The organism is Methyloprofundus sp. (assembly GCF_965251085.1).
Lineage (GTDB): Bacteria > Pseudomonadota > Gammaproteobacteria > Methylococcales > Methylomonadaceae > Methyloprofundus.
Genome location: NZ_OZ252594.1, coordinates 2,840,629 through 2,867,192, shown reverse-complemented (window position 1 = coordinate 2,867,192; position 26,564 = coordinate 2,840,629). Strand labels below are relative to the sequence as shown.

General features: G+C 41.5%; 28 protein-coding genes and 1 pseudogene. 8 read left to right on the top strand and 21 right to left on the bottom strand.

Features of this window, described 5'->3' with window-relative positions:
* The first annotated feature begins 65 nt into the window (after positions 1-65).
* A complete protein-coding gene (locus tag ACQY3F_RS13345; protein ID WP_428355372.1) occupies positions 66-614 on the top strand; it encodes a type IIL restriction-modification enzyme MmeI in 549 nt (182 codons plus the stop codon).
* A 226-nt stretch (positions 615-840) separates the two neighbouring features.
* Here the strand turns inward: ACQY3F_RS13345 and ACQY3F_RS13340 are convergent, their stop codons facing one another.
* The 15 genes and pseudogenes from ACQY3F_RS13340 to ACQY3F_RS13270 form a co-directional block, all read right to left on the bottom strand.
* A complete protein-coding gene (locus ACQY3F_RS13340; protein WP_428355371.1) occupies positions 841-1,116 on the bottom strand; it encodes a type II toxin-antitoxin system RelE/ParE family toxin in 276 nt (91 codons plus the stop codon).
* On the bottom strand, positions 1,113-1,331 hold the full coding sequence (locus ACQY3F_RS13335; RefSeq protein WP_428355370.1) for a TA system antitoxin ParD family protein: 219 nt from the start codon (positions 1,329-1,331) through the stop codon (positions 1,113-1,115). Before ACQY3F_RS13335 ends, ACQY3F_RS13340 begins: the two co-directional genes overlap by 4 nt.
* 275 nt (positions 1,332-1,606) lie before the next feature.
* The gene (locus tag ACQY3F_RS13330) at positions 1,607-2,107 is read right to left on the bottom strand and encodes a YqiA/YcfP family alpha/beta fold hydrolase (RefSeq protein ID WP_428355369.1); all 501 of its coding nucleotides are present in this window, start codon (positions 2,105-2,107) and stop codon (positions 1,607-1,609) included.
* Between the two features lie 195 nt (positions 2,108-2,302).
* Positions 2,303-2,776 carry a hypothetical protein gene (locus ACQY3F_RS13325; RefSeq protein ID WP_428355368.1) on the bottom strand — a complete coding sequence of 158 codons (474 nt, stop codon included), beginning with the start codon at positions 2,774-2,776 and terminating at the stop codon, positions 2,303-2,305.
* A 406-nt stretch (positions 2,777-3,182) separates the two neighbouring features.
* Positions 3,183-3,782 (bottom strand): putative adenosine monophosphate-protein transferase Fic, encoded by a 600-nt coding sequence (locus ACQY3F_RS13320; protein WP_428355367.1) that lies wholly within the window; start codon positions 3,780-3,782, stop codon positions 3,183-3,185.
* Positions 3,775-4,281, bottom strand: coding sequence for a YhfG family protein (locus ACQY3F_RS13315; protein WP_428355365.1), 507 nt, complete (start codon positions 4,279-4,281; stop codon positions 3,775-3,777). Before ACQY3F_RS13315 ends, ACQY3F_RS13320 begins: the two co-directional genes overlap by 8 nt.
* 547 nt (positions 4,282-4,828) lie before the next feature.
* On the bottom strand, positions 4,829-5,566 hold the full coding sequence (gene hypB / locus ACQY3F_RS13310) for a hydrogenase nickel incorporation protein HypB (protein WP_428355364.1): 738 nt from the start codon (positions 5,564-5,566) through the stop codon (positions 4,829-4,831).
* Positions 5,567-5,825: 259 nt separating this feature from the next.
* On the bottom strand, positions 5,826-6,167 hold the full coding sequence (gene hypA, locus ACQY3F_RS13305) for a hydrogenase maturation nickel metallochaperone HypA (protein WP_428355362.1): 342 nt from the start codon (positions 6,165-6,167) through the stop codon (positions 5,826-5,828).
* Positions 6,160-6,669 (bottom strand): hydrogenase maturation protease, encoded by a 510-nt coding sequence (locus ACQY3F_RS13300; RefSeq protein ID WP_428355361.1) that lies wholly within the window; start codon positions 6,667-6,669, stop codon positions 6,160-6,162. Before ACQY3F_RS13300 ends, hypA begins: the two co-directional genes overlap by 8 nt.
* Positions 6,666-8,039, bottom strand: a pseudogene (locus ACQY3F_RS13295) (Ni/Fe hydrogenase subunit alpha); the annotation flags it as partial. The gene ACQY3F_RS13300 and the pseudogene ACQY3F_RS13295, both read right to left, overlap by 4 nt.
* 30 nt (positions 8,040-8,069) lie before the next feature.
* The gene (tnpC, locus tag ACQY3F_RS13290; protein WP_428352934.1) at positions 8,070-9,704 is read right to left on the bottom strand and encodes an IS66 family transposase; all 1,635 of its coding nucleotides are present in this window, start codon (positions 9,702-9,704) and stop codon (positions 8,070-8,072) included.
* A 46-nt stretch (positions 9,705-9,750) separates the two neighbouring features.
* Positions 9,751-10,116 (bottom strand): IS66 family insertion sequence element accessory protein TnpB, encoded by a 366-nt coding sequence (gene tnpB, locus ACQY3F_RS13285; protein ID WP_428353231.1) that lies wholly within the window; start codon positions 10,114-10,116, stop codon positions 9,751-9,753.
* The gene (gene tnpA, locus ACQY3F_RS13280) at positions 10,113-10,430 is read right to left on the bottom strand and encodes an IS66 family insertion sequence element accessory protein TnpA (protein WP_428355359.1); all 318 of its coding nucleotides are present in this window, start codon (positions 10,428-10,430) and stop codon (positions 10,113-10,115) included. Before tnpA ends, tnpB begins: the two co-directional genes overlap by 4 nt.
* A 42-nt stretch (positions 10,431-10,472) precedes the next feature.
* The gene (locus ACQY3F_RS13275) at positions 10,473-10,646 is read right to left on the bottom strand and encodes a hypothetical protein (RefSeq protein ID WP_428357805.1); all 174 of its coding nucleotides are present in this window, start codon (positions 10,644-10,646) and stop codon (positions 10,473-10,475) included.
* 375 nt (positions 10,647-11,021) lie between these two features.
* A complete protein-coding gene (locus tag ACQY3F_RS13270; protein ID WP_428355358.1) occupies positions 11,022-12,236 on the bottom strand; it encodes a Fic family protein in 1,215 nt (404 codons plus the stop codon).
* A 230-nt stretch (positions 12,237-12,466) separates the two neighbouring features.
* Between ACQY3F_RS13270 and ACQY3F_RS13265 the strand changes: the two genes are divergently transcribed.
* A complete protein-coding gene (locus tag ACQY3F_RS13265) occupies positions 12,467-12,595 on the top strand; it encodes a hypothetical protein (protein ID WP_428355356.1) in 129 nt (42 codons plus the stop codon).
* Positions 12,596-12,609: 14 nt separating this feature from the next.
* On the opposite strand, the gene ACQY3F_RS13260 is transcribed toward ACQY3F_RS13265, so the two are convergent.
* The 3 genes from ACQY3F_RS13260 to ACQY3F_RS13250 are packed head-to-tail and all read right to left on the bottom strand — an operon-like array spanning position 12,610 to position 15,638.
* A complete protein-coding gene (locus tag ACQY3F_RS13260) occupies positions 12,610-13,149 on the bottom strand; it encodes an NADP oxidoreductase (protein WP_428355354.1) in 540 nt (179 codons plus the stop codon).
* Entirely contained in the window at positions 13,139-13,858 is a 720-nt protein-coding gene (locus ACQY3F_RS13255; RefSeq protein WP_428355353.1) for a 2Fe-2S iron-sulfur cluster-binding protein, read from the bottom strand. The genes ACQY3F_RS13260 and ACQY3F_RS13255 overlap by 11 nt, the downstream gene beginning before the upstream one ends.
* 1 nt (position 13,859) lies before the next feature.
* The gene (locus tag ACQY3F_RS13250) at positions 13,860-15,638 is read right to left on the bottom strand and encodes an NAD(P)H-dependent oxidoreductase subunit E (RefSeq protein WP_428355352.1); all 1,779 of its coding nucleotides are present in this window, start codon (positions 15,636-15,638) and stop codon (positions 13,860-13,862) included.
* Between the two features lie 315 nt (positions 15,639-15,953).
* Between ACQY3F_RS13250 and hypF the strand changes: the two genes are divergently transcribed.
* A complete protein-coding gene (hypF, locus tag ACQY3F_RS13245; protein ID WP_428355351.1) occupies positions 15,954-18,155 on the top strand; it encodes a carbamoyltransferase HypF in 2,202 nt (733 codons plus the stop codon).
* Positions 18,156-18,184: 29 nt separating this feature from the next.
* Here the strand turns inward: hypF and ACQY3F_RS13240 are convergent, their stop codons facing one another.
* Positions 18,185-19,918, bottom strand: a complete 1,734-nt coding sequence (locus tag ACQY3F_RS13240) for a putative transposase (RefSeq protein ID WP_428354873.1) — start codon at positions 19,916-19,918, stop codon at positions 18,185-18,187.
* 59 nt (positions 19,919-19,977) lie between these two features.
* The gene (locus ACQY3F_RS13235) at positions 19,978-20,442 is read right to left on the bottom strand and encodes a hypothetical protein (protein WP_428353027.1); all 465 of its coding nucleotides are present in this window, start codon (positions 20,440-20,442) and stop codon (positions 19,978-19,980) included.
* 253 nt (positions 20,443-20,695) lie between these two features.
* Between ACQY3F_RS13235 and ACQY3F_RS13230 the strand changes: the two genes are divergently transcribed.
* The 4 genes from ACQY3F_RS13230 (at position 20,696) to hypE (ending at position 24,167) form a co-directional block, all read left to right on the top strand.
* On the top strand, positions 20,696-20,938 hold the full coding sequence (locus tag ACQY3F_RS13230; protein WP_428355349.1) for a HypC/HybG/HupF family hydrogenase formation chaperone: 243 nt from the start codon (positions 20,696-20,698) through the stop codon (positions 20,936-20,938).
* A complete protein-coding gene (gene hypD / locus ACQY3F_RS13225) occupies positions 20,935-22,023 on the top strand; it encodes a hydrogenase formation protein HypD (RefSeq protein ID WP_428355348.1) in 1,089 nt (362 codons plus the stop codon). Before ACQY3F_RS13230 ends, hypD begins: the two co-directional genes overlap by 4 nt.
* 69 nt (positions 22,024-22,092) lie before the next feature.
* Complete coding sequence (locus ACQY3F_RS13220) at positions 22,093-23,097, top strand: IS630 family transposase (RefSeq protein WP_428353111.1); 1,005 nt, start codon at positions 22,093-22,095, stop codon at positions 23,095-23,097.
* 29 nt (positions 23,098-23,126) lie between these two features.
* Positions 23,127-24,167 (top strand): hydrogenase expression/formation protein HypE, encoded by a 1,041-nt coding sequence (gene hypE, locus ACQY3F_RS13215; protein WP_428355346.1) that lies wholly within the window; start codon positions 23,127-23,129, stop codon positions 24,165-24,167.
* 145 nt (positions 24,168-24,312) lie between these two features.
* Here the strand turns inward: hypE and ACQY3F_RS13210 are convergent, their stop codons facing one another.
* Positions 24,313-24,501, bottom strand: a complete 189-nt coding sequence (locus ACQY3F_RS13210) for a hypothetical protein (RefSeq protein ID WP_428355345.1) — start codon at positions 24,499-24,501, stop codon at positions 24,313-24,315.
* Positions 24,502-24,825: 324 nt separating this feature from the next.
* Here ACQY3F_RS13210 and ACQY3F_RS13205 point away from each other — a divergent pair, with 324 nt between their 5' ends.
* Entirely contained in the window at positions 24,826-26,187 is a 1,362-nt protein-coding gene (locus tag ACQY3F_RS13205) for an IS1380 family transposase (RefSeq protein ID WP_428352972.1), read from the top strand.
* Positions 26,188-26,564 lie beyond the last annotated feature (377 nt).

Here is a 26,564-nt window from a genome sequence, read left to right as displayed (position 1 = left end):
AGGACTCATAATGAAAGAAGAATATAACTCTTTCAATCGAGTCTGACCCTTTTGGTTGCTTTTGGTTGACCCTTTTGGTTTTTGCTTTTGGTTTTTTTGATTTTATCGCTGGCTATGAAGATATAAGCAATAGCATAGAAGAAATTGACTTAAACATTCAAGCAGCCGAATTGCTGGGTGCGTTTCATGATGCTCTACTCGAAAGTGGTTACCAAGAGCATCAATTAGAAATCTTACTGGTGCGGATATTATTCTGCTTATTTGCTGAAGATACCGGAATTTTTCCCAGACACCAACTGATCAACTACCTGCTAAACTACACTAAAGAAGATGGTTCTGATACAGAAATGCATTTGGCAAAACTGTTTCAGGTTCTGGATATCCCGGTAAATAAACGCAATAAAAACCTTTCAGAAGACTTAAATGCCCTCCCTTATGTTAACGGTCTTTTGTTTTTGGAACGCATTGATATGCCATCATTTGATGCCGCCCTGAGAGATGAGTTGATCGAATGTGCCTATTTTGACTGGTCGGCGATTTCTCCCGCAATATTTGGTTCCCTGTTTCAGTCTGTTATGAACAAAGAGGATAGGCGAAATTTAGGGCTGCACTAACACTTTAGCCCGCCAATGCGAAAGAGCATCTAAAGGCGGGCTGAAGCCACGCCCTACAGTTTTCAATATGTCTCGTATTAAAATAGTAGCCATGATTTTTGTTACTCAATGAGTTGCCAATATGAAGGTAAATCTTGAAAATGACATATATTAAGGCTTTCAGACAAGCTTTATGAGCAATATCAACCGAGCCAAGCAATAGTGCCATATTTATTGAAGCTGGGGTTTATTGCTGCTTTAGATCGCGGTAAAAATTTTCATGTGTTCCATGCTCAATGAATGTTAGTAATAACTCATCATCAACATATTCATAAGCAACAAGATATAGCTGGGTATTTAGTTTGTATTTATACACCTGGATACCACTCAGATCTCCAGTTTTCATTTCACCAATAGATGGATCAGAGATAATCCCTTTAACCGCCTTATCAAGCGCTTTCTTTTCAGTGTTGTGCATCTTTTTTACTCGACGTTTAAAGATACTGGTTTGCTTTACTTTCATCCGAACTGATAGTCCGAGACATCACCCGCTTTACTTTCTTCTATTCCGATTAAAATGCCTTTAATAAATGCCAGAGGTAGATCGGGGTTTTCATCTGCTATTTTTCCGATCCTGGCCCAATATTCGATTTGTTTAGGAGCGCTTCGGTGTTGTGCTTTGCCATTAATGACCGCATCATTAATCAAACTTTCTGATAACTTTATTGCTTTTGACATTGATTTAATCCTCATCCAATAAATCTTAGTATAGTATATACCTAAGGTTTCATATTGAAACCTTTTGAATGATTCGGCTACCCACTTAACGCGGGACACAACTCACCATGAAGAGCATGAAGCTAATGAAGAAAAAACCTAACCCCTTCATTTTCTTCATGTCCTTCATGGTAAATAATAATCTTCTCCTGAGTCACTATTTTCAGGTGTCCCGCCATAAATTTGTAGCAAATCTTTATCTTCATCGTTCCCCACGCTGGAGCAGAGAAACTAGCTTAATCATCATCAGCCCCAAAACCATAAACAAGTGAAGGTCGTTCAAAAAAATCTTCTATCTCACGTAAACTTTCATTTATATGCTCAAACCGATGATTCCCTCCTTCAAATATTCTTGTACCATAGAAATTCTCAAGAGTTGATAGCGTTTCTTCGGAATTAATCAGCTTATCACCACGATCAAGTAAAATAAGCCCGCAACCCTCTAAAGCAAAGCCAGGGTATGTGGTGATCGTTTCCTTTTTTAAAGTATAAGCATCACCAGTAAAAGTGAATCCATCGCCTATAATCGAAGAATAATATCCCCCTAAACTTGTGCCAACCACAAGATCAATATCTTTATCCAAAACAAATTTATGCAGGATATTCTTAATTTCCTTAAATGCATTGGTGTAGTCCAGTGTTACACCGAATACCTTACCAAGCTTATTTAATGCCTGGACTTTAGCTGACTGTTCTTTAAATTGGCTTTTAAAACCATGTATATAAAGGATGTTCATTAATTGCTCTCTTCCACTTGTGTGTATTATTTAGTCTGACCGAATAAGTTTATAACTAAACAGGGCTAGTACAACACTAGCCATTTAAGACGGTACATAACGATAATTGTAGGGCGCGGCTTTAGCCCGTTAATGCCAAAGAGCATCTAAAGGCGGGCTGAAGCCGCGCCCTACAGGTTTTCAATTTATCCCGCGTTAAGTGCGATCTTGGTATTCAGGGTTCCTCAACTTTGATTTATTTTTGAGTACATTAGCCTTGTCTACAAAACCATAAGCTTCATCAGCAGGGACCCCTACTCTATCGCTGAATGAAGAATCCTCCATAAAATTACCCACATAAACTTTTTTTTCAATTTGGGTATCGTAAATCCACATATCAAATGCAATTGGTTTACCTTCATACTCAGTGTTATCAATGATAATGCTTTCGCCATCATAAAGAACCTCAGCTAAAAAATTAAACTTAGGTTCATCTAGATTAAACACTATATCGTTTACAATCTGTGCTAATGTCTGAAAATTCGCTTGTGCAAATACAACTTTATAAACTTCGTATTCTGCTGAATTTAAAGTAAACGACCCCATAAAACCAAGTTCACTTTTTATAAAAACAATAATATATCGTGAGTCTGGTTTTTGCGGATAATAAGGGATATTCTTTAAGCACACAACGGCGGGGTCAACGGCGGGGGCTTTGGTTTATGATTCCCCAAGAGACCAGCTAGGTAGGGTGGGCATTTTTTTTTGCCCACCTTTTTTATCAGCAAATGGAGTGCAAACGGAAAGGCTGTTTGCACTCCCTAACAAATTGACTGATCCAAAGCAGGCATTGAAACAAGTAATTTTATTCGAGATTGCTCCCTTTGGCACTCTATGAGGTGCATGACAAGTGTCATAGAGCTTCTTCGGGGAGTTGTGAGCAACGGGGTCTTTGATTTATAATTTTTAAAAAGGAATGGGATAACCTTGGAGTTCAGTAATCTTGATTTTTAAGTTCTATTGCATAAATCAAAGCCCCTATTTTCCTTAACGGTGACAGAGCCTTTTTGTTTGATAGTGTTTGTGCTCTATTTTTCTACATTCTTTTTGGGATAATCACACATCTCTTTAATATTTCCCCCATCAAACTATAGTCACAATGATATCCATGAATATTTGCATCAACCCACTCATTGCTTTCGATAGTTTCAAAGTTCATGTTATATCCACAATTAATAACGAGATGTTCAAAAAGTAAACGCTGTGCTCTACCGTTGCCCTCTCTGAATGGATGAAGTGCATTAATATCACAATAATATTCAGCAAGTCTTTCTATCAAAAGGTGAAATGAGAGTCCTAGCAAATAATTCTCCTTTGCAAGTTTGGCAAATATTAAGTTTGCCTCTTTTTCGATATATCTATAGTTGCAGAATCTAGTTTGCCCTTTTGATATATCGATTGCTCTTAATTCACCAGCCCATTCAAATAGATCACCAAATAATTTTTTATGTAAATTACACAGGTATTGAAAATCGTATGGTGGAGACTGAAACTCAATATCCATAGCAGCAATGAGTGTAAACTCCTTTTCTGCCTCTTCTAGAATAGCCTCATCTCGTATATTGAACTTATTGATCAAGATAGTTGAATCGTTATAAGTATATGGGTCTTGATCAACACCATACTTATCAACCATAAGCTTTGAGCTTATTAGGTAAATTTGGATCTTTATATTGGGAATATTTTTTTATTAATTCTTCTCGAAATAACTTTCGTTCGGGCTTTTCTACAGGATAATCTTCAATATTTATAGAATAGCCTTCTAGCCTCAAACTTTCTTTAAAGTTATGAGTTTTTACTTTCTCAAAATATTCGTGTTTTTCCGAAAAAGTGGTAAGCAGTAGTGGTTTAGATTTTTTTAATAGAGACATAAGTTCGCCGTCTATTTTCAGTTCTATCGTATCAAGTTTCTTCCTTAAAACATTACCAGACTCAAAAACGCCCCAGTCTTTAACAACGAAGTAATTACTACGCCCTATATTCTTACGAAGAATTTTGATATGAAAGTCACTACTCAAAGATTTGATGACATTCTGAACTTTTCGCTCAGAAATTCCTGTTGCGATCACGATTTTTTTTGTGCTTGGGTGCTCCAAGCGAGTTATAGCAGCTAATATAGATAGTTCATAATTCATGGTCATCCCTCGCATATTTATGCGGACTTTATTAATATACTCCACTTCCTTATTCGGCTCCAGATATAAGAAGATTTATGCAGCCTTCTTCAATATAAAATGAGTCTAATCTGATAAATTCATTCAATCTGTTCAAGATGTAGATATGAACGCCGTCATTTTTTATTGATTGAAACAGGGTGAAAAGTGCTTTTGTTACTCTGGGGTGTGAGTTAGAATCCAGTCGTCGACCAATTGAATCAAAGGTTTATATGAAAATATAGGTCTTTTTTTATGCCAAAAATCTACCTGATTACCCATAAGTCTCAGCTATACTTCGTCATTCCTGCATGCTTCTAGCAGGAATCTAGTGGGTTAAGCATAGATTCCCGATAAAAAACTTCGGGAATGACGAGTTTGTTAACATGCTGATTATTCATGTTTTATTTTACTATGGTTGAGAGTCATACGTAATCAGGAAAATCTATGGCTTTCGTAAATTTTCTCAGGACGTTATCGTTAAGTGTACGGATTACAATGCGAAAACCTGCTTTTTAAATCAAGGAATTCATACAGCGATATTTTCTTTTAACCAATTCGTCCACTCAGAAAAATTATCGCCTTTGGTCGCCGATAATTGAATAATGCTGATATCTGGATTCACCTGTTGTGCATAGCGTATGCATTGCTCTACATCAAAATCAACGTAAGGTAATAAATCGATTTTATTAATTAACATTAAATCAGCCGCATGAAACATATCTGGGTATTTTAGGGGTTTGTCATCTCCTTCGGTAACGGATAAGACCACCACTTTATGCGCCTCGCCTAAATCAAACGAGGACGGGCAAACCAGGTTGCCCACATTTTCAATAGCCAGTAGGCTTTTCGGCTGTAGCTGTAAGTCCATGACTGCATGGCCAACACCATGTGCGTCTAGATGGCAAGCCCGGCCGGTATTAATCTGTATGGCAGGTGCGCCTGATGCCCGGATACGATCGGCATCATGTTCTGTCTGTTGATCTCCTTCAATTACCGCAATAGGAAATTGTTTCTTTAGCTGCTTAATGGTTTCAACGAGCAGGGTTGTTTTTCCTGCGCCAGGGCTGGAAACCAGGTTTAGGGTGAAAATATTATTTTTCTGAAAATAGGCCCGATTTTGTTCAGCATAGCTATTATTTTTACTTAACAGCGCTTGTTCTACTTTAATTAAACGTTCGGGCGTCACTGCATCGTACTTATGAGCGTGCACATGATTATGATCATGCTGTTGCTCTGTTTGTCCACATCCACATATTCCACACATAATATTAACCTTGGTTAAACCTAGAAATCGCAGTTGAGCACGGTTTTGTGGAAAATCTGAGTGCGAAAGACAAGGCACAACTCGCAGGCAATGGCCGTAGTCCTTGGCAAGAGCTGTAACGCAGAATTTCGTGCTCAGATTTATTCACAAGACCGAGAAGCGGGGTCTGTTCACCTACCAGGTGATAAGTTGTTATGATCATTATATTTTATATTCAAATACTTAGAGTGTTTTATAGCGTTCAACTGCGGTTTTTAGGTTAAATCACCACTAAATCTTTAATCATCATATCGTTGCCTTGGGTAATGTTCACAAAAGGGTGTTTACAAAACTCGCAAGGGTCGTATAGCTTATCTAAAATACTCTCTTGTCCGCAAGCATTACATACCCCTTTACCTGGGGATTCGATGAGTATCAGTTCAGCACCTTCTGCTAAGGTATCTTGCATGACTACATCGAAACCAAAGCGTAAGGCATCCGGCTCTACACAAGAGAACTTACCAATTTCTAGCGTCAATTTTATGACTTGTTTAAAGTCCTGACTATGGGCATGTTCTTGTAAAATTTCTCTTACATTTTCCAGCAAGGATATTTCATGCAAGATCTGGTTCCTTACTGACTTCAGGCAAACTTGCCTGTTGTTGCCAGAAATCTAACTCAGCATTGTTAAGTAACTCTTCTGCAAATGACACCGCGAGTTGTAAATTCTTTGTTGCCTGCTGACTCATCGCAGTACCCAATCCAAACCTGAACGCTTGTATCGACAATAAAAAGCAAGGGGGAGGCGCTTGTTTTTTAATCGACTGATACACGTGTAACACGGACGCAGGACTCATGGCGTGAGTAGTATAGCTGCTATCTTTTATGGGCTGTAAGCGCATAAAGCCAAAGTTTGTCGTACATGAAACGGATGCATCGACAAATAAAACCAGTTGTCGACCCTCTAAATCTAAAGCGTGTTCAACCTGTAGTTGGAAATCAGATAATATCTCAATAGTCTGCGTCTCTATTCTTTCCTGAATGCTTTCGAGTAATAATGGCCCCAGCGCATCATCGCCGCGACTCAGGTTGCCATAGCCAAAAATTAAGATAGGTTTAGTCATCGGTTTCTTTCTATCTGACCGTCACTGTGTTTGAGTAATTTATCAATAATCTGTCCCTCAGCATCAACCAGCTCAAGTTGCAGTGGCATTTTACCTACCGCATGTGTGGCACAGGATAGGCACGGATCATACGCACGAATAGCCACTTCCAGATTATTTAATAGCGGCTCTGTTAATTCCCGGCCAGATAAATATTCGGCGGCCACCTGACGTACGGATTCGTTCATCGCCATATTATTGCTGGTAGTCGAGACAATCAGGTTGGCTTTGGTGACGATATCATTTTCATCGACTTGATAATGATGAAATAAAGTGCCACGCGGTGCTTCAATCACACCAATACCTTCAAAGCGTCTAGTTCCCTGCGCGACCAATTCAGTGCCCATAATGTCAGGATCATCCAATAATTGTTTAATGCTCTCGGTACAATGTAAAACTTCAATTAAGCGTGCCCAATGGAAAGCCAATGTACTATGCACCATCTCACCGTCACCGTGCAGTTTAAACTCCATGCGCGCTTGTTCTGCTAGTGGGGTATCAATAAAATCGCAGTTATTCACCCGTGCTAAAGGACCGACACGATACCAGCCTTGCTCTTTACCTAGTTTCGTTAGGTATGGAAATTTCATATAGGTCCAGGAGCGAACTTCTTCATGGATATAATCGTTATAGTCGCAATAATCAGTATGATCCATAATCGTTTTGCCATTTGCATCTTTGGCTCGTATGCCGCCATGATAAAGCTCTAGCGCCCCATTAGGCTTGACTAACCCCAGATAGCTTGTCGGTATCGTAGCAAAATCATCGTAATAGGGTAAGTTTGAACAATGCACTTTCTTTGCCAGCGCAATTGCTCCCACTGCCCATTCAAGCATTTGCTCAATATCTTGCTTTAAATAATCCCGTTCAGCTGTACTTAACGACTTATTCATACCGCCAGCAATTGCACCCGTGCCATGGATGCGCTTACCAGAGACCATGCGAATCACTTCCTGACCATATTTACGTAACTTGATTCCTTGCAAACCTATATCCGGGTATGCATTGAGTACTGCGATAATATTGCGTTTATTAATTTCACTTTCAAAACCAAATAATAAATCGGGGCTGGCTAAGTGAAAAAAGTGCAGGGCATGGGATTGCATCACTTGACCAAAATGCAGTAGCCTTCTAAGTTTATCTGCTGCGGGAGGAAGGTTTTCGGGGTCTATACCCACTAACTGGTCGATGGCTTTTGCCGCAGCCAAATGATGACTAACGGGACATATACCACATAAACGTTGCACCAAAACCGGTAATTCCCAATACGGCCTGCCTTGAATAAAGCGTTCAAAGCCTCTGAATTCCACGATATGCAAACGCGCTTGTTTGGTAAGCGCTCAACGAAGCACGTACTTGCCCTATTCAGGCGTATCTGATTTTTTAATATTCCAGGGCAACAAAGCCTCCACTTTATCAACCGTATCAGCATAAGGTAAAGCAGTGAGAACCTGCTTAAGATATGCATAAGGCTCCAGCCCATTTGCTTTAGCTGTTTCTATCAGGCTGTAATGTATTGCACTGGCACGAGCACCCGCAGGGGTATCAGAAAATAACCAGGCTTTGCGCCCTATCACAAACGGGCGAATCGCATTTTCTGCCAGGATGTTGCTAATATTGAGTTCACCATGGGTGCAATACACATTGAGTTTTTCCCACTGGTTACTCAGGTAAGTCATTGCCTTTCCTGTCAGGCTATCTTTAGGTACTTTATGCTGGTTTTCTTCCAGATAGGCTTTGAGCTGGTTCAATACAGGAATGCTCTTCTCCTGGCGCTGCTGATATTTTTCATCCACTGACAGGTCTTTAATTTCTCGCTCAATGACATACAGTTTATTGATCAGGCTCAGCGCTTTACCTGCTTTTGAGGGTTTGTTATTTTGTCCCTTTTTGCGTTTAGGCTGTGCATTCTGGGCATCTTTAAAATAACGACGCGCATGATCCCAGCACCCCAGCTGGGTGATGCTGTTTTTTTGGCACACGGCATTGTACCCCGCATAGCCATCGGTTTGCAGATAGCCACTAAAGCCGTCAAGCAGGCGCATGGGGACGTCTCCACTACGAGAGGGATCGTATTCAAACAGGATGCTTTTTTCACCCGGTGGCCCGCCAAGCGTCACCCACATATATTTATCTGAGGTCGCTGGCCGCCCCGGTTCTTTTAATACCTGAACCCGCGTTTCATCAGCGAGTATGACTGCCCCTGTGTGTTGATGCTCTCGCATCAGGTTAATCAGGGGCTGAAGTTGTTTAGCCAGTGCGATCATCCAGTTTGCTAATGTCGCTCTGGAGATGTCACCCCCATAACGAGACAAGATGCCTTCTTGCCGGTATAAAGGTAAGCCGTCAGCATACTTGGCGATAATAACAAAGCACATTAAACTGATGCTTCCCATTGCTCTGGCAATAGGGTGTCTGGGCATTTGTGCGGCTTTAACCTGGCGTTGTTTTTCGCCTTCAATCTGTTTGATAAAGACCGCTTTTTCCTGCATGTATTCAAGAACACGTACTTTAGCAGGAATAATATCCAGCTCTTCTTTCACTTTAGTAAAGAAAGTATCAATAGCACCTTCTTTTTCTTCATCGGTTAAATAAATAAAAATTTGCTCGCGAGGTAACTTATCTGAGAAGGGTTTGCGTCCCGGCTTTTTCTTGGTGCCAGTAGAACTTGTTTGTTTTTCGTCCTCAGGTGCTTCATCAGCCTCCAGGTCTAGCTCCTCATCGCTATCCGCTTCATTCTCTGCTTCATCAAACAAAGAGGATTGATGAGATTGTTCACTGGATGATCCAAAGCGTTTTATTTTAGATAAGCGTAGTACCTCTTCCAGAATAAGGATGCGTTTTTTCTGTTCGGAAATCACCCCAGACTTAACTTCAATCACACGCGTCAGTTCATCAATAGCCTGTTTTTTTTCAAGCAACAAAGCAACACTCTCCGACAGCAAAGAACCGGCTTTATCTTGTTGTTTTATATTTGAAATATCGGCTAAAATCATGGCTTTATTATAGCATTTATAGTGGCAATAATGAACACAAAAACAGCTAAAAAACAGACTCATATTGAAGTTTTTTATGACCTTTCATCGCGCTAATATCAAAGCCATCCAGCAGCCAGTTTAACTGCTGGCCTGTTAAGGTTAATGTCTCTTCCTCACCCTTAGGCCACTTAAATGTTTCTTCTACCAATGACTTGTAATAAAGGACAAAACCATTATCTTCCCAAAACAGGCATTTAATCTTATTCCGCCGTTTATTCGTAAAGGCATAGAGAGCCCCCTCAAAAGGATTATGCCCTAACTCACATTCAACAATCGCCGATAAGCCCCGATGTGACTTACGAAAATCAATGGGCTGCCGATACAGATACACTTCTGTCAAAGACAGAGAGGGACGCATAACAACCGTCATCGCAACAGCTCAAGCAGTGGTTGAATACACGGCATAGTATCCTGCGTAATACCTTCCAACCGAATACCATCATTAAATTGCAAAGATAATCCTGGGACTGGCGCAGATGAACGATCCCCGTCAACCCGAATACGTGTAAACCCTGTAGGGGAAGTAGTCGGCTTTACAGTCGATTTACGTTTCCAGTAGCCTAACTTTTGCGGACATAAATCATGCTGTCGACAATAAGCTACCTGTGATAGGCCTGATGCCTGCCAGTGCTCTATGTGAATAGGCCAGAAAGTCTTTGCCTGTATTTTTTCTAACGCTGCCATTTAAAATTCCCCGTGGTATTTAACAATGGGGATAGTTTGGCATTAATCTGAGTTGCCGTGAAGTACGCTGACTATTGAGCGCTTACCTTGTTTGACTTTATTTTCTTCGTCTAAAAGTAGGGTAACTTTGCCATGTCCTTCCACTCTTGAAACCGGGTCGACGACCACGCGCTTCAAGTTCTCTTGATTTTCAGCTGTTTCTAAATTTTCGTACATAATGATTCTCTGCTGTTATGCATTGTCTGAATATGAATTTGTTAGTAACAGAACCCACGTTATTAACAAGCATCTCTGAAAGGGTGTTGGTAAATCTATCAGTTCTATTTTTTATAGAACTGATAGATTTAGTGCTAAGGAGCGAGGATTTAATAATACCCGAGTCTGACTTGTCTTTTGACTCCACAGTCGCACTAGAAAAACAGTTGCGTAGCCTGCTATGCGCCTGTTTTCCTAGCACGCTTGTGATGCCAAAATACTGCGTCATACTTTCGGATATTATTAAATCCTCGCTCCTAACTACCTAAAGATAATTGCTATTTTCTGGTTTTTTAACATTGTAAAAAAATCCTCTTTCAATGATGAGTGTTGGTTTCACCCTTCAGTTTGGTCTAATGTGAAATCAGCAAATAATTTTGGAAATAATATTCTTGATGAGTCTAAATCGAACCGAAGAGAAACAGGGCCTTTAGGCGTATCGGAGCTTAAAATTCCATCATCCGTTAGTTTTGATAATATTGTTCTAGCACTTCGCTCTTTATGTCCTGTTATCCTTACTGCATCCCCTCTAGGGATCTCACCATTACTAAGCGCAGCCTCTAAAATATACATAGATTCTGGTTTAAATTCTTTTAATTTTACATAACTCTCTAAGCGTTTTTTTAGGTGTGGACGTTCAAATAAGCTAGTCATAAAATCAACCTGATCAATACTTAATTTTAAAAACCAGTTAGTAAACTCAACCAATGCTCGTAGAGATAAACGGCCTCTACCATCAAGATCACCTTGCCTTTTCATATCAGCTAAACGCATCATTCTTTTATATTCATCAGGCGCTTTCAATCCTCTAGCAAGCCCTCTGGATATAGACCACAACCCTGAAGCTCCTATTCCAGCCTGCAATCCCATTGCATGGCTCATTAATCTACAAACCCTACCATTCCCGTCTAAAAAAGGATGAATATAAGCAAGCCTATGGTGCGCTGAAGCAATCGCCATCACTTGAAGACTCTTTCCATTCGCCTGATTATAACGATTTTCAAAATAACGCATAAAAGTTTCAACATACTGACCGCTAGGCGGCTGATGCTGACCAACAATAACAGTATGCTCTGCTGTTGATCTAAATGTACCCGCCTCCATTAAAATACTTCTATTGTTATTTTTAATGGTTAACATGCTATTCGTTGCATCTTTGTAAAATTCTTTGTGCAGCCATAAAATAAATTCAATGGAAGTTGGATCTCCAAGGTCTCCACTTAAATGCATCTGCTCTATCTTACGTTGAACTCTAATATGATCCAAAGCTTCAACTTGTAGATTTCTTTTTTTTTCATCATCTTCAAAATCACTATTAAGGGCCCTTTCTATATCCTGAAGCTTTGTATTATGTCCTTCAATAAGGTTTGAGTAATAGCAATTCATCATCCTAACAATTGATGATAAACTTTCAGCCGTTTTAGAATTTAACCAAGCGGTTAAATTTGATGATTTCCCGACAAGGTCAGCCGCTAAATCTGAAGTTATTGCTGGAACATTTTCACCAAATAGGCAAGGCTCAATTCGTGATGTTGACTCCTGGTTTAACATGCCGATTAATTCTCCATGCAAAGCATTGATATATAAAATATATTATAGCTATTTTATCTATTTTTTGCCGATTATTGTGCCGATAAAATAATGCAGCATAACTGATTGATTTATAATTTATATTTATAGTTTTTTATGAGATTTTTGCCGATATATTATCGCTACATTAGAAACCCGATTAAAACAACACACTTTCAGAGGCGCTTGCGTTATACTTCGCGCGGTTACGGATGCGCTGTTATAGCGAGTTGATTTTTGTTGATAGCAAGGCGCTGAAATGGGCGCATAGCTGGCTACGCAACCATTTTAGCAACGCAGTCTATCGGCAAAAAGCGACCGATAAAAATCCGCATCCGTAACCGTGCGAAGTATATTAATCATAATGAACTAACTCATACGGCAAACTCGGTTCTTGTCCTGCTATCAGATCAGTGAGGAATTTCCAGAACACATCGGCTGAGGGTGGACATCCCGGTAAAAAATAATCGACTTTAACCACTTCATGAATCGGGCGAACTTTATCTAATAACAGGGGTAATTCAGGGTCATTGGGGATTTGTGGGTTCTCTACTCCCAGACCATCAAGATAAGCTTCATTCAGGCATTCTGCCAGTGGAATATGATTGCGCATGGCAGGTAAGCCGCCATTAATGGCACAAGCACCTACTGCCACCAAAATTTTACAATTGTTACGAAATTCTCTCAGTACGTGTACGTTTTCAGAATTGCACACACCGCCTTCAATTAAGCCGATATCGCTATTAGTACAATGCTCTATATCGGTAATTGGCGAGCGATCAAATTCCACGACTTCAGCAAGCTGCAGTATGCGCTCATCAATATCCAGAAATGACATATGACAGCCAAAACACCCACCAAGAGATGTGGTTGCGACTCTGATTTTATCCGTCATGGGTATTATGCTCCTGCGCCAGGCTGACGACGTCAATTTGCTTGTTATCGTACACACGTTCACCAATGGGTATGGCATAACCAGTACGCTTAATAAGAATTGCGCCGGTAGGACAAATATGTGCAGCATGATCATTTACATCAATATCACTGTCCTTTAACTTGCCCGAAACTGAATTGACGATTAAACGTTTATTAATGCCTCGACCACTAATGGCAAAAACATTTTTGCCATCTTTCTCACGACTTGCACGCACACATAAATTACAAAAAATACAGCGGTTGTGATCAATGAGTAAATCAGGGTGGGAAGCATCCATTTCTCTATTCGCAAAAAAATGCGGAAAATGGTTGTCCAGCATATTCAAATAATAGGCAACACCCTGTAACTGGCAGTTGCCGGTTTTTTCACATGAAGGGCAGAGGTGATTACCTTCTACAAATAACATCTGGGTGATTTTTTTTCGATCTTCATCCAGTTGCTGGCTGGAATTGACTATATTCTGACCTTCCATTGCCGGAAATGTACACGCGGTGCAACTGCGGCCATTGACTTGTACGGTGCATAGCTTACAGCTGCCATGTGGTTCATATCCCGGGTTATGGCATAAATGAGGAATATATATATCTGCAGCAGTCGCTGCCTGCATAATAGTCTGACCCTCCTGAAAGGGAACCTCTTGTCCATCAATGTTAATCGTTTTGCTCATCTCACTCCTCCACTTGTGCTAAATGGGCATGTTCATCATCTCTATTCGCTAATTGCCTAGCCGTTTCCAAGGCAGCATCTAAATCAAACCCTGGCTCGTAACTAATTTTCTTTAACAGCTGTTGATAAATTTCCGGGTAACGCTGCAAAGTCGTGATCACCGGATTTGCTGCGGTTTGCCCTAATCCACAATGGCTATAATCTTTGACCAGCTGGCAGAGTTCATCCAGAGCAGCGACATCTCCGGCTGAGCCATGTCCATCGAGAATTTTATCCAGTTGTTTTTTAAGTAATGCAGTCCCCACTCGGCAAGGTGTACAAAAACCACAGCTTTCATGGGCGAAAAAGTGGGTGAAATTTTTGACCAGCTGAAGAATATTACGACTCGTATTCAGAATGATAAAGGAGCCCCCTGTCGCTAAATCTTCAAAAGCTAATTGACGCTCAAATTCATCATTGCCAATAAAAGTGCCAGAAGGCCCGCCTACTTGCACTCCTAACACCTGGTCGGCACCGCAATCATGCAATACTTCCTTAACACGGGTACCAAAAGGGTATTCGTAAATACCTGGACGCTGACAATCACCGCTGATACTTAATAATTTAGTGCCTTTAGATTTTTCGGTGCCCAGATCGGCAAACGCCTGGCCTCCGATAACTGCAATTTTTGCCGCCGCCATAAAAGTCTCGACATTGTTGACCACAGTAGGTTTGTTTAAATAGCCCTGGCTAACCGGGTAGGGGGGTCTGTTTCGTGGGATTCCGCGTTTACCCTCTAATGATTCAATCAGCGCGGACTCTTCTCCGCAAATATAAGCGCCGGCACCCAGGCAAATTTCTATATCAAATTCCTGGCCTGAGTGAATAATATCTTTACCCAGTAAGCCTTGCTTACGTCGAACTTTGAGTACCTCTTGTAATGCATCATAGAGATGTAGGTATTCGCCTCGTAAATATAAATAGCCCTGTTTAGCATTGATAATTGCAGCACACAGCGTCATGCCTTCAAAGACTTGATGGGCAAAGGAATTGAGCAGCACGCGGTCTTTAAACGTACCTGGCTCTCCTTCATCCGCATTACAAACTACATAGCGCTCGGTTTCTGCCTCGCTAGCACAAAATTTCCATTTCATTGCGGTACTGAAACCTGCTCCACCCCGACCACGCAGGCCAGAAATATCAATTTCATGCAAGGTTTTTTGCCAGCCTCGAGTCGATGCTGTTTTAAGCGCGTCTCCTTGTGCTATTTCAGATGATAATAATAAATTTTCTTTATAGATATTATCCGCAGTAGTAAATAACGACTTAGGCCAGTCGCTGACAGGTACCTGCTGGTTAACCAGGACAACAATTTCATCGACCCTGCGCTGAGTGAGTCGTGTCAAAGCAATTCCATTGACTAGGCCGGCAGGTCCCTGATCGCACATGCCTGTGCAAGACGTGTTATCCAGACTGACCAAGCCATCTTCACGGATCTCGCCGATAGCTACCCTCAGCTGCTCAGATAAATAAGCCATGATGGCCTGTTTTCCCAGCATATGATCAGTAATAGAGTCGCTTATCAGAATGTCGTATTGACCGCGTGGCTGCAAATGAAAAAAGTTATAAAACTCGACGACACTGATGATTTGCGTGCGCTCAATATTAAGTAATCCGGCTAATATTTCTATTGCGTCTTTTGATATAAAACGATATTCAGCTTGAATCTCGCGCAAAATATTAAGTAAGCGCTCGGATTTAAAGTCGTTGTTGACGACTAATCCATGAATAAACTGTTCCATGCTCCTACTTTCCCCGCTTATTTAGGAACGAGCACGAAATAAACTGATCAACTGTAGATGCGAATTCATTCGCGCGGTACGTACTGTCGAACCCATAAGCCTTGTGTTAAAGGTTGCTCAAGTTATTTCATGCACAATCCTGTGAAAGAATGCCTCATACTTAAAGTATAATACCTTAAGAGTATTAATGTTCTATTATATGAAAAAAATATGACAGTTATATGTTTTCAGGCATGAGCATTTATAAAAACTCTTTAAATTTGAGAAGAGTGTATTTGTCTCCTCATCTAAACGCTTACTTTCATAAAGACAGGTATGTGCTTAAAAAAACACCTCTCCATTCAAATAACAGGGTTTGTGCAAGGTTTAGGTTTTCGGCCTTTTGTCTATCGATTGGCAACACAGTATCAACAAAATGGCTGGGTAGCGAACACCAGCGCAGGCGTTTCTATTGCGCTTGAGGGTGTGCCAGATCAACAGCAACTTTTTTTATCCAGCCTGCAAAAGCAGCTACCGCCATTTGCAGAGATACGCGAATTGAGTATTCAGCAAAAGCAACTGAAAAATTACGCTTCTTTTAGCATAAAACCCAGTTCCACTAATGGTCAACATTCTGCTTTTGCATTGCCCGACATCAGCCCTTGTCCTGACTGTCTCAAAGATTTAATCAACCCTGCCAGTCGCTTTTATCGCTACCCTTTTACCAGTTGCTGTTATTGTGGCCCTAGATACAGCATTATGCGCCAGCAACCTTATGATCGTATTAGAACCAGTATGGCAGAATTTACAGCCTGTCCCGACTGTTTAAAGGAATATGCAACTCCTGATGATCGGCGCTTTCATTCTCAGACGATTGCTTGTCCCCGCTGTGGTCCACAATTAAGCCTAGTAGATAGCCGGGGCAATAAAGTGCAGCAAAATCAGCCAGTATTGGCACAGGCGATAGAGCTATTAAAGCAAGGAAAAATACTGGCGATAAAAGGGGTAGGTGGCTTTCAATTAATTGCTGATGCCAGCAATCAACCCCTGATTGAGTCATTGCGCTTGAGAAAACAACGCCCTGCCAAACCTTTTGCCCTGTTGCTTAAGGATTTGTCTAGCGTACAAGCGCTGTGTCATGTCAGTTCTATCGAAAAACAAGCGTTAAGTTCGCGCGCTAGTCCGATTGTGTTATTAAAGCGGCTTAGTCATGCTCTAATCGCTGATGCAGTCGCACCAAATAATGACTTGCTGGGTATTATGTTGCCTGCGTCACCTTTACATTATTTACTGGCGCATGATTTTAACAAACCGCTGGTTGCGACTAGCGGCAACCTTAGCGATGACCCTATTTGTATATCAAACCAGCAGGCGGTGAATAAACTGGGCGAGATAGCAGACTTCTTTTTAATGCATAACAGAGAGATTATTCATCCCCTAGATGACTCTATTGTTCGCCAGATCAATAATAAACCGACCTGCCTGCGCCGTGCCAGGGGTTATGTGCCTATCCCTATCAATATCAGCAGGGCACTCCCTGATATGCTTGCTGTCGGTGGGCAAATGAAAAATACCGTGGCAATCAGTCTGGGAAAGCAGTTGATTGTCAGTCAGCATATTGGTAATTTAGATTCAGCAAGCTCTCAAGAACATTTCCAGCGAACGATGACTGACTTGCAAACTTTTTATGGCAGCAAAGCCAGCGTAATTCTTCACGATCTGCATCCGGATTACCATAGTAGCCGGTTTGCAAGCCAGCAAGCTTTACCCAAACAAGCGATACAGCATCATTATGCGCATATATTGTCCTGTATGGCAGAGTATGACTTGACAGCTCCCGTTCTGGGTTTTGCCTGGGATGGTACCGGATTAGGTACGGATAATAGCAGCTGGGGCGGAGAGTGTTTATTGCTTACTCAACAAAAACAGCAACGTTTTGCGCATTTTCGTCAATTCCCCCTGGCGGGCGGGGATAAGGCCGCTATTGAACCCAGACGTTCGGCATTAGGCTTACTGTATGAAATGGAAAATAACACACTATTTCAGCGCAAGGAGTTAAGTTTTTTAGCTGAATTTTCAACTCAAGAGCTCAGTTTATTGCAGCAAATATTAAATAAGCGCATCAATACTCCGCTGACCTCAAGTGTCGGCAGGTTATTTGATGCCGTCGCAAGCTTATTAAACCTATGCCATATCAACCAATTCGAAGGGCAGGCAGCTATGTTATTAGAGCAAGCCGCCAACCGAGTGAAAACAGAGTACTATTACCCCTTTGAGTTGAGCGGGGAAAGCCCGATTGTTATTGACTGGATGCCTATGGTTCAAGCAATCCTGTTTGATTTAGGCAGCTTAGATAGCAATATCATTGCGGCTAAATTTCATAATACCCTGGCAGAAATGACAGTGCATATTGCCGAGCGTGCCCATCAGCAACAGATTGTTTTAAGTGGTGGCTGCTTTCAAAATGCCTATTTAACAGATAAATGCGTTAGTAAATTAGAAACAGCTGGATTTTCTGTCTATACTCAGACATCTTGATTCAGACGAAACTAATTTGAGACCATTTCCTAATTTTTTGCGGATGAAGTCAGCTCATAAATTAAGCGCAGATCGGTTCCTGGATAATTGAGTTCCGTTTGATTGAGTTGTTCAAATAACTTTTCTATTGCTTTATTACTTGCAGGTCGGGAAGTACTATGCACACGTATCCGAAGTTGTTTTTTTACTTCATCGGGTAATATATCTGCTTCTGTCACAAACAGCGTTTGTAATAGTTGCCTTGCCATCGGAAAATCGATTGTCGGTGAGGTTAGCAGAGCGGCCATTGCTGTTTCTGCCCGATAAGCGATCATGTTGACAGTATCTATCAGCCGCTTTTTCCCTGGCAGAAGCTGTTCGAACTTATCTTCGTCTCTCAACTCTTGCCAGGTAATGTGTTTGGGCGTTTGGCTTAGTTTTTCCTTGATGGTTTTTAGTTCATTTTCATAATGCTCTATTTCTTCGAGTAATTCTGCTCGTTTTCTTTCCCATTTCTTGTATTTCACATCTTCCGTTTCATCTTTTTTAATCACCGGATGAAGTTCCATCGCTGCAAATCGAGATAGACGGTAATTGAGTTTGGATTGTATCGAATTACGCTGTCCTTCCTGTTGGCGCCTATCAGGGTTGACCACCTTTTGGGTATCGGATAGTGGCTCTATTCCATACTCCTGTAGCATATCTAGCCCATAGTGGTGCTTCATATATCTAAAAAAGTTCTCTTGGCACCACCGGCTAAACATTCGCCCAGAAACAGCCGTCAACTCTAGTTCATAGGCTGTGGTAATAATACTGGTTTGGTGACCAGAATCAGTCAACTTGCGCACTTCTCTCATCCACATCGCCTGTTTTTTGGTTCCAACCAGACTGCCTCGTTCGGCGAGTTTCATGATGACTTTTTCACCACTCGGTAGGGTGATCTCCTGACTGGAAAAATTGTCCAGTGGCCAATTTTCGGTGGGAAATTTATGATAGGTCATGCAAGCGACACGATGCTTGTCCCACATCTTTCTAAAGAATGCGGGGCTATAGCCTTCTCTATCAAACACCAGGATAAAACGACAGGCTTGTTTGTTTTGCTGTAATGCTTGTGCACTCGGTTGATTCGGAATGTCTTTGAGTAATCGGGGGACGATATCTTCTTCCAGCGTTTTTAGTAAGCCCGGATCCACCGTTTTTTCAACGACAAAGAAGGGACGCCCCGTACCATCATTAACCCAGTAGTCGGTGATACCCCGTAAGCAGAGTTTTTCGCGTGAAACATGCCGTTTGGGAAGTTTAGTCAAGTGTCCATGATAGACACGGACATGACCATCTATGTAGAGTGTTCCTGCTGCCTCTGGTTCATTTTCCATCCATTGTCGACTGAGGTCGGCCGCCCAGCTTTCGACTGATTTTGGTTCAGCCAGTCCTTTTACTTTGGATCTTAAACAACGCACTTCGGGAGCCCGATCCAGGCCAAGTAGTTTTCCGAATTCACCCGGTGCATGCTCGCGAAGTTGTTCGGCATTTTTGATGCGACATAGCCCCATAAAGGCGAGTAGCAATAGAATATGAAAGGTTTGATAGTAACCTGTCAGTTTGCCCAGGTGGCGCTCAATGTCATTTAATAAGCCATTGCCAAGTAACGCGGGCAATGCACATAACACACCGCCTTTAGGAACATCTAAACAGGATTCGAATTCGATTGAGGCTCCCTTTTCCTGCTCACCCAAAGCAGCCTGGATTCGCTCTTCTACTCGAGTGCAGGCCGTACCAAGCACATCGGCTGCATTGGCATCTATAATATCACGGGCTGATTTGGTACTGCCATCATTGGGGTCTATTGATGCGGCAGACTTTTTTTTAAACGTCCATCACTGATCGCCTTGCGAAAGGTATCTGCCCGGATGCCTAATTCTTTAGCGGCTTCGTTAGGCGTCATACCTTGATCCAGATATTCCTGAGCTTGCTGCAAAACCTCAAGCGTAAAGAGTGGTCCTCCCTTGCGAGTCGGGCGAGGTTCAAAAAACGAATCAGCCCCTTTTTCTCGTAGTTGCCTTAATGAGCGCATAACACTACTTTTAGAGACACCAAAGGTTGTAATAATATCGATTGAACGACAGGAACCGGTATTGATGAGTTGAGAGGTGTGAAGTCTAAATAATCTCTTATTGTCAGCCTGGTGAGAATAGATCGGGATACCGCCGAGGAAATAAAACCACTCATCATTTCGGTTATCAACACTGACCTGACCATTTATAATAGTCGTACCCTGAGGAATTATTGGGAGCATGAGTTGCTGCATTAATTGAATACCTCGTATGATATGAGGGCTTAGTTTAACCTAAATGAGTACCATTTTCATTTCTTTAGCTGAAAATATCAATCATTTGACAATAATTCCCTAACCCTTTAATTATATTGCCTAGTTTAAGTTTTAATGGATTTCTTTCAGGATAGCGAATCAAGATGTCTGATACTCATGAAAAAATACCTCCTAACGATGGCGGACTTGCTCTGGGGCAATTATATGCTGCCACCTTAAATGGATAACGCTTATGTGCTTAGCTGTACCAGGTAAAATTATTTCTATTTCAGATGATGAGCCACTCTCTCGAACAGGACGAATCGATTTTTCTGGTGTGACCAAAGAAGTGAGTCTCGCTTATTTGCCTGAAGCCTTGATTAATGACTATGTTATCGTCCATGCGGGTTTTGCGCTTTCTATTATTGATCAACACGAAGCTGCCGAGAGTTTAAAGCTGTTCCAGGAGTTGGATAGCTTTGAGGCTTTGTTGTGAAATTTGTCGATGAATACCGAGACCCCAAAAGTGCGAAGAAAATATTAAACGCCATTCAATCCATTATCACGCAGCCCTGGAATATTATGGAAGTCTGCGGTGGGCAAACACACAGTATTATCAAGCATGGTATTGATCAGTTGCTCCCTGAGCAAATCAACCTTATCCATGGTCCGGGCTGTCCCGTCTGTGTCACACCACTACAATCTATCGATAAAGCACTGGAGATAGCCAGACAGGACAAGGTTATTTTTTGCTCCTTTGGTGATATGTTACGCGTCCCCGGATCACATGATGATTTACTGAGTTTAAAAGCGCAAGGAGCTGATATTCGTACTGTCTATTCACCTCTGGATGCATTGAAATTGAGCCAGGATAATCCTGATAAACAAGTGGTGTTTTTTGGTGTCGGCTTTGAAACTACCGCGCCCACAGTAGCCTTAGCTATTTATCAAGCCCGGCAGTTACAACTAGAAAATTTTTCGGTACTTGCAAGCCACGTTCGGGTTCCTCCGGTGATGCAAGCGCTATTAAGCTCAGAAGCTAACACCGTACAAGGGTTTCTGGGAGCGGGGCATGTCTGTACTATTATGGGCTATCATGAATACCTACCTATTGCCGAACGCTATCATATTCCCATCGTGATTACGGGTTTTGAGCCAGTCGATATATTGCAAGGGATATACATGTGTATAAAACAGTTAGAAGCGGGGCGTGCTAGCGTGGAAAACCAATATAGCCGGGTCGTTAAGCAACAGGGTAACTTGCCTGCGCAACAATTATTGCAGCAAGTATTCACAGTCGTTGATCAACAATGGCGCGGGCTAGGTAAAATTCCCGAGAGTGGTTTAGCAATATCAGCTGATTTTTCTACATGGAATGCTGAATACAGATTTTCTCTTGCATCGATAAATACTCAAGAGCCAGAAAATTGCCGTAGTGGGGAAATCTTACAGGGTTTGCTAAAGCCCGATGCCTGCCCTGAGTTTGGTAAAAGCTGTACGCCCGAACATCCACTTGGTGCTACCATGGTTTCTTCTGAAGGCGCATGCGCTGCCTACTACCGGTATCGTTCTCATGCCTGATAAGTACTTACGCAAAATTAATTTAACGAAAAAAGGTGTCATAATAAACAATTATTTTGCTGACTCTAAATGTTTGTGCTCTATATAAAACACCTACTCCCAGAAGAAATTACTGCTTTAAATGTGATGCATAAAAACCATCCACTTCATTTAAGTAGAAGTCGAGCTCATGCTATTTTATTAAGTTTCAAAGAGCATTCTGTTCCCATGATTTGTTCTATTTATAACGTATGCCGCCAAACTGTTTCCACTTGGTTTTCTAACTGGGAAAAGAATGGAATCGATGGATTGGTTGACTGTCAGGGAAGAGGACGGCGAGGTATTTTAACTGAAAAACAACAAATAAGCTTAGTCCAGAGAGTTGAAAAATCTCCTAGATCATTAAAATCAGTACTAGCAAAATTTGAAGAAGATCTAGGCATTTCAGTTAGCATTGATACTATAAAACGTATTTGTAAACAAGCTGATCTTGTTTGGAAACGAGTTAGAAAATCCTTAAGGATAAAGCGTAATCAAGATAAATTTGATTTGGCAACCGATGAAATAAAAGAATTAATACAACAACATAAAGAGAATGAACTTGATTTGTGCTACTTTGATGAGTCGGGGTTTACACTAGAACCCTGTGTTCCTTATGCTTGGCAACAGTCAGGTGAGACGATTGAAATACCAAGCTCAAACAGCAAGCGTCTTAATGTATTAGGTTTTGTTAACAGAGATTGCAGGTTTGATTCTTTTGTTTTTGAAGGGAGTGTAAACACTTCGGTTGTTGTGGCTTGTATTGATGAATTTGCTAAACAGATTAAAAAACCAACAACTCTTATTATTGATAATGCATCGACTCATACGAGTAATGAATTTAATGAAAACCTTGAAAGGTGGAAAGAAAAAAACCTATCCATTTACCGTATACCGCCATACTCACCCGAGTTAAATATTATCGAGATTATATGGCGTAAAATAAAATACGAATGGCTTCCTTTTTCAGCTTATGAATCCTATGCCTCTCTTCAGGAAGAATTATTTAAGGTGCTGTCTAATATTGGAAAGAATTACAAAGTAGAGTTTGCATAAAAGGTTAAATTAATTTTGCATGGGTACTTATGCAACTCAACTGTCCCTTGCCACTAGACTACGAAAAAATTGTTCTGGCGCATGGCGGTGGGGGGCGCATGATGCAGCAATTAATTGATAATTTTATCCAGCCCATTTTTAGTAACGATATTCTAAATCAAAAACATGATAGCGCCATTCTGGACATTAACCAGAGTAAGTTGGCGTTTACCACGGATTCTTATGTTATAAATCCGCTGTTTTTTGCCGGAGGAGATATAGGCAAGCTTGCCGTTTGTGGCACTTTAAACGACTTGTCTATGAGTGGCGCCAAGCCGCTTTACCTAAGTTGTGGGCTTATTATTGAAGAAGGCTTTCCGATTAAAGACTTGCAAGCCATACTGCAATCCATGCAAGCTAGCGCAAAGCAGGCAGGGGTAGCGTTTGTTACTGGCGATACCAAAGTTGTTGATAAAGGCAAGGGCGATGGTTTGTATATTAATACGGCTGGGATCGGTCTTGTTGAGAATAACATATCTATTAACTCAGAAAATATTAACATTGGCGACCATATTATCGTCAGCAGTGACCTGGCTCGTCATGGCATTGCGGTTATGTTGCAACGCGAAGGTTTGAACTTTGAAAATAATATTAGCAGCGATTGTGCCGATCTTTCTGGCTTAGTTCAAAGCCTGATTCAAGCTGGTGTGCAATTGCATTGCATGCGGGATCTGACACGGGGCGGCCTGGCTAGCGGCCTGATAGAGCTGGCAACCGCTTCACAGCATCGTTTTGAAATTACCGAAAGCGAAATCCCCGTACATGATGATGTCAAAAGTGCCTGTGAAATTTTAGGCTTTGACCCTTTATATATAGCTAATGAAGGGTGTTTTGTCTTATTTGTTCCTGAAGCTAGCAGCGCACAAGTGCTGACCTTATTGCGACAACATAAACTGGGCAAGCAAGCCTGTATTATTGGCAAAGTAACAGATAATGCTAATCACAAGGGCATTGTTAGTCTTAAAACAGCTTTCGGAGTGAGTCGGGTATTAGATTTGTTTAGTGGAGAACAGCTGCCACGTATCTGTTAAATTCAGTCCCGATTGAGCCTTTTTTATTATTCAGACCACCTGAACTCCAGGATAATAACTTGATACCAATGATTGACATGTAGGTTGGCGCTGAGCTTGCGAAGCCCAACAATCACTGTGCAATATCTCTTGCTGCTGGTTGCACTCAACAGTCTGCTGGAGACAGCCGCCCGGATGGATGCACCGACTTAGAGGGCTTGTACGAAAGCGGGCAGGCACATCCGAAGCTGGCGAGATCCATATAACCTGTGCTAACCGGATAGGCATGGATTAAAATATCTATGCTTTTTCCGCAATAGGGGCATTGTTCATTTCTTTCTTTTAAATCATTCATTTTTTGATACCTCCGCCCGGTTTTGTTATGAACACCCATTCCTATTCTTCATTGCAAAATCCTTGTAGCTTCCTTCAGAATACACCCAAGTTCAGAAAGTGTTATTGTTAGAAAAGCTAAAAATTCACAATTCGGGACCCTGCTGACTGCTGACCCTAGCGTTTCAATGACGGGCCTTCAGTCGTCAGATCTGGATCTAAAAAATTCTTCTGTTTTTAACTATATAACCTAAATCCTGCAAGCATTATACATAATAATCCACAAAACTCCTTATTAAACAATGATATAATATCATTTTCCTGATTTCACTATCTCATTGTTTTAATGAAGCCCTCTAAAGTATCAAAATCCTCATCTCACGTAAGAAACCGTACCCGAACGGTAAAAATGACATCTACAGCACATGGATTGACAAGCCAGGCGGGACTGATTCCCGTCGTGAAATATTTAGACAGGATAGGTTTTGAAAAAACCGTAAAACAAAGCGTTCCACATCGGCGGGGTGAAAATGCAGACCATCACTTATCTGATGTGGTTCTATTGACGTTGGTTGGCATGATGGGGGGAGCAACATCAATGGCAAAGGTGACGACCGTATGGGCAGATAGCGTACTGCGCAAAGTAGCTGGCTGGATAAAGATTCCTGTTGAAACCACAATTTTACGGATCTTTAAAGAAGTAAGTGATAGGCAGATAAGCCAGTTTGAAACGCTCACGCATACTTTGCGTGGTCAACACTGGCGGCGATTGCTTCGTTCCGGAAAATCGAAAACTGGCATACAATCCGTCCAGTGGGTCGATGTCGATTCAACTGTGGACACCGTTTGTGGTCGACAAGAAGGAAGTGCCAAAGGCTTCAACCCCAAAAAGAAAGGTGCCCGTTCATACCATCCACAACTCGCTTTTCTAGCGGAAACAAAAGAAATTTTACAAGCCTGGTTCCGGACAGGCAATGCCTTTACAAGCAATGGTGTTGTAGAATTTACCAAACAGTTACTTGCACACTTGCCCAATCGGATGCGCATTATTTTTCGCGGTGACAGTGGTTATTTTGTCGGTGATTTGCTTGAATTTCTCGATACCAGAGGGCATGGGTATCTAATAAAGGTTAAACTTAAGAATTTGAACGCATTGCTGGCCAAACAGGCCTGGACAGCCATACAAGGCCGACCCGGTTGGGAGCAGAGCGAGTTTCAATATCGTTGTGGTGGCTGGTCTCGCTCTCGTCAGTTTGTCGCGGTCAGGATAAAGCAACCTAAACAAGTGACAGGACCTCAGTCCGAGCTTTGGGATACGGCAGAATATGACTATTTTTGTTATGTAACAACTGAACCTCTATCGCCTTGGCAAACACATAAGAAGTATGGTGAACGAGCGACGTGCGAAACATGGATTGAAGAAGCAAAATCACAAATGGGTTTAGGTAAAATCAGAACGAATCAATTTCTGGCTAATGCCGCATTATTTCATTGCGCCGTTCTTGCCTACAATACCGTGCGCTGGATGGCTCAATTGAGTGGCAACAAAACGTTGTGCCAATGGGAGCCGGATACACTTCGTACTTATCTGATTCGGGTGGCTGGAAAATTACTCACAGGCAATAATCAGCTGAGAGTCAGAACACCTGCAGATCCGCTCTATCCACAGGAATGGGATGATTGGGTTAAGGTGGGGTTACTCGCTTAACATTAACCGAAGTTAAGTCACTTTGATTAAAAGGTCATGGCACGTTGGCAGGGTGTTTATTGCCTTGGGCTCGGGGGATATCCATACGATACAAAAAATTTCCTCTATTTATGATTTAAATCTGGATATTTTGATCGGTTGGACAAAGAGGGCTGGCAAAGCGGCAGTAAAAACCTAATAACCACTTAGCTAGACAGGTTAATGAGAGTCAAAATATGGGCTTGCAGGATTTAGGTAGTATTCCTTCGATAAAAAGAAAAAAAACGGCAAGTTGCTTGAAGCTATACATAAATGGAGTAAAAATAAATTCTATACTTTGCGTGGTGACGGTTGGGCTGTTATAGTGCGTCGATTTTTGTTGAGAGCAAGGCGCTGAA